Origin of the sequence: Methylobacterium sp. WL103 (assembly GCF_008039885.1) — a bacterium.
Lineage (GTDB): Bacteria > Pseudomonadota > Alphaproteobacteria > Rhizobiales > Beijerinckiaceae > Methylobacterium > Methylobacterium cerastii.
Genome location: NZ_VRUX01000466.1, coordinates 1 through 3,404 on the forward strand (window position 1 = coordinate 1; position 3,404 = coordinate 3,404).

4 protein-coding genes are annotated in these 3,404 nt (G+C 70.3%); all 4 read right to left on the reverse strand.

The window, feature by feature from the left end; translation table 11 throughout:
- Positions 1-612: haloacid dehalogenase type II (locus FV222_RS20615; RefSeq protein ID WP_147815522.1), on the reverse strand; the 612-nt coding region annotated here is incomplete at its 3' end.
- Entirely contained in the window at positions 612-1,676 is a 1,065-nt protein-coding gene (trpS, locus tag FV222_RS20620) for a tryptophan--tRNA ligase (protein WP_147763792.1), read from the reverse strand. The genes FV222_RS20615 and trpS, both read right to left, overlap by 1 nt.
- A 293-nt stretch (positions 1,677-1,969) precedes the next feature.
- Entirely contained in the window at positions 1,970-2,737 is a 768-nt protein-coding gene (locus FV222_RS20625; RefSeq protein ID WP_147763793.1) for a Fe-S cluster assembly protein HesB, read from the reverse strand.
- Between the two features lie 102 nt (positions 2,738-2,839).
- Positions 2,840-3,404 (reverse strand): GyrI-like domain-containing protein (locus FV222_RS20630; protein ID WP_147815523.1); only part of this gene is annotated, 565 nt, incomplete at its 5' end.

Here is a 3,404-nt window from a genome sequence, read left to right on the forward strand (position 1 = left end):
GTGCTCGCGCGGGCGGGCGATGTGGGCGGTCGCCAGCCCATGCTGCGCCGCCGCCGCGAGGTCGAGCGAATGCGCTGCGACCATCAAGGTCTCGGAGGCCGAGAAGCCCAGGGTCGCGACCGCGTCCCGGTAGAGCGCGGGTTTCGGCTTGTAGTCGCGGGAATAGCCCGCCCCGAGGATGGCGTCGAACGTAAAGCCGTTGCGCCGGGCGAGGTCGACCATCAGCCGGACATGCCCGTTCGAGACGGGCGCGAGCAGGTGGGCCGCCCGCAGGCGCACGAGCGCATCCGGCACCTCCGGCCATGCATCGAGCCGGTGCCAGGCCAGGACGAGGTCGGCCAGGACCGCCTCGGGAACCCCGTCGATCCCGAAGGCAGCCAGCACCGCGGGCAGCGACTCCGCCTGGAGCGCGTCGAGGTCGACGTAGCCGCGGGCGCCGGAGCGCACCGTCTCCATCGACGGCCCGTAGCGCGCCCGCCACGCATCGGCGAAGGCACCGCCATCGAGCTGCGGGGCATAGGGCGCGAGCAGCTGCTCCGCCTCACGCGCCACGCCCGAGCGCCAATCCACCAGCGTCCCGAAGACGTCGAAGATCAGGGCCCGGACCGCCATCACACGCTGCGCAGGCGCGTGCGGCGGACGAAGCCGACGATGTCCTTGACCGCATCGAGCGTCGGCGCGGCGATGGCCTCAGCCCGCTCCGAACCGTCGGCCAGCACCGCGTCGATGTGGCTCGGATCGGCGGTGAGCCGCTTCATCTCGGCGGCGATCGGCGCCAGCGTCTCCACGGCGAGCTCGACGAGCGCGCCCTTGAAGGCCGAGAACTGCGCGCCGCCGTAATCGGCGAGCACCGCGTCGCGGGTGGTGCCCTTGAGCCCGGCGAAGATGCCGACAAGGTTGTCGGCCTCCGGCCGGCCGGCAAGGCCAGCGGCCTCCGAAGGGAGGGCGTCGGGATCGGTCTTGGCCCGGCGCACCTTGCTGGCGATCGCGTCGGAATCGTCGGTGAGGTTGATGCGCGAATTGTCCGAGGCGTCGGACTTCGACATCTTCTTGGTGCCGTCGCGCAGGCTCATCACCCGGGCGGCCGGCCCGCCGATTAGCGGCTCGGTGATCGGGAAGAAGCCGGCGCCCTCGTCGTGCCCGTGCGCTGCGATCGAGCCGGCGAAGTCGGTGTTGAACTTCTGCGCGATGTCGCGAGTCAGCTCGAGATGCTGCTTCTGGTCCTCGCCGACCGGCACGTGCGTCGCGCGGTAGGCGAGGATGTCGGCGGCCATCAGCACGGGATAGGCGTACAGGCCGATCGAGGCCGCCTCGCGGTCCTTGCCGGCCTTGTCCTTGAACTGGGTCATGCGGTTGAGCCAGCCGAGGCGCGCGACGCAGTTGAACACCCAGGCGAGCTCGGCGTGCTGCGGCACCTGGCTCTGGTTGAACACGATCGAGCGCTTCGGATCGATGCCGGCGGCCAGGAAGGCGGCGGTGACCTCGCGGATCTGACCCTTCAACGCCTCCGGGTCCTGCCACAAGGTGATCGCGTGCAGGTCGACGACGCAATACAGGCACTGCGCCTCGCGCGCCTGCATCTCGACGAAGCGCTTGATCGCCCCGAGGTAGTTGCCGAGATGCAGGTTGCCCGTCGGCTGCACGCCCGAGAACACCAGTTCCTTGAACGCGGCCATCGGCGCGGTCCCTCGAATGCCGGGCCGAGGCGATCTCGCGTCCCTGGATGGGCGGGTTTCTGGCACCCGGGGGACGAGCCGGTCAAGGCGAGGGGCGACTACGGCTCAGGGCAATCGCCTGAAAGCGCTGGCCCTGTCTTTCTGACGCCCTCAATCGCCGACGCCCGCCTCCACGAGCACAAACTTTCGCCCCGCTACGCTTTGCAGGACCGACGTCCTGAAAGGCCCGCTCCTCCGCGAGCGCTCTTCGCGCCCTCAAGTTGCTGAACGCGGCTTCGAGCGACCGCTATTGTCTATGGCTCGCGGTAGGCCACCTGCGCGCTCGGGCAGAGGTCGACGAGCACGCAGCGGCAGCAGGCGGGCTTGCGGTGGTGGCAGACCTGCTGGCCGTGCAGCATCAGGATCTCGTGGTTGTCGTAGAGGTCCTGGGCCGACCAGTCGGCGGGAAGCTGCGACCTCAAGATCGGGTGCGACGGGCCGACATCCATCTTCGGACCGATCAGCCCGAGGCGCTGGGCGACGCGGTGGTGGTGGCTGTCCACCGGCAGAGCCGCCATGCGCAGCACCGAGAACGACAGCACGGCTGCGCTGGTCTTGGGGCCGATTCCGGGGATCGCCTCGAGCCAGGCCCGCGCCGCGTCCACCGGCATTTCCCCCAGGAAGTCGAGCGACAGGCCGCCGTGGCGCGCCTCCACCGCCCGCAGAACGGCCTGGATGCGCGGCGCCTTCAGCTCCGGCCAGGTCACGCCGCGGATCGTCTCCTCGATCGCCTCCACCGGGGCGGCGATCAGGTCGGCCCAATCGGGGAAGCGGGTGCGCAACGCCTTGAACGCGCGGCCCGAATCGGCGTTGCGGGTGCGGTGCGAGAGCAGCGACGAGACCAGCTCGGAGAGCGGATCGAGGCTGTGGAAGTACGGGATCGGGCAACCGTAGACCGGGCACAGCCGGCGGTGGATCTCCAGCGCCTTCGCCGTGAGGTCGGCGGGCGGCCCATCCGTCGCCGCGGCTGCGCGGAGAGGGCGGGCGGCGGCGAAGAGGTCGTGGCGGTTCGCGCTGGGCATGGGGGCGGAATCCGAGAGAATTCCCTCCGGTTCCCCAGCCCGATGCCGCAGGGTTAGAACATGTTCTTCACGCGAGCCGGCATCCACCTCGCTTGAAAATGCTCAGCGCGTCAGCGCGTAGATGTTCACGTCGAGCTTGTCGTCGGCCTTGTCGGCGAGGTCGGTGACGTATTCCTCGATGAAGCGGTCCTGGACGACGATGTCCTTGGCGTCGAGGTAGGTGGTCAGGGTCTCGTAGGTGCCGTCGATGTCGTCGTAGGAGCCCTTGTGCGGGAAGCGCAGGGCCTTGCCGGACGGGGTGGTGCCGAAGCGCAGGCCGTCGGCGGCGGTCGGCGCCGGGTCGGGCGCGGACGCCACCGGGATCATCGCCTCGTAGGCGAAGCCGTCGTCGTCGGTCCGGGTGAAGACCGCGAGCGGGCGACCGGTCGGCGCGATGCCGGCCTTGGCCAGGTCGGCCTCGATCCGGGCGAAGGCGTCCTTGAGGCTCGGCACCGCCTCGTCCCACTTCGTCTTGCCGGCCAGGATCGCGGCGGGCTTGGCCGGCAACGTCACCGCGTCCACGTCGTCGGCGTTGGCCGGCGCCTCCACCAGGGTTTTTCGCCCGGAGGTCTGGGGAGGGGACGAGGAAGGAGCCTGCGCTTGCGGCGGGGCAGGAGGCGGCGCGGGG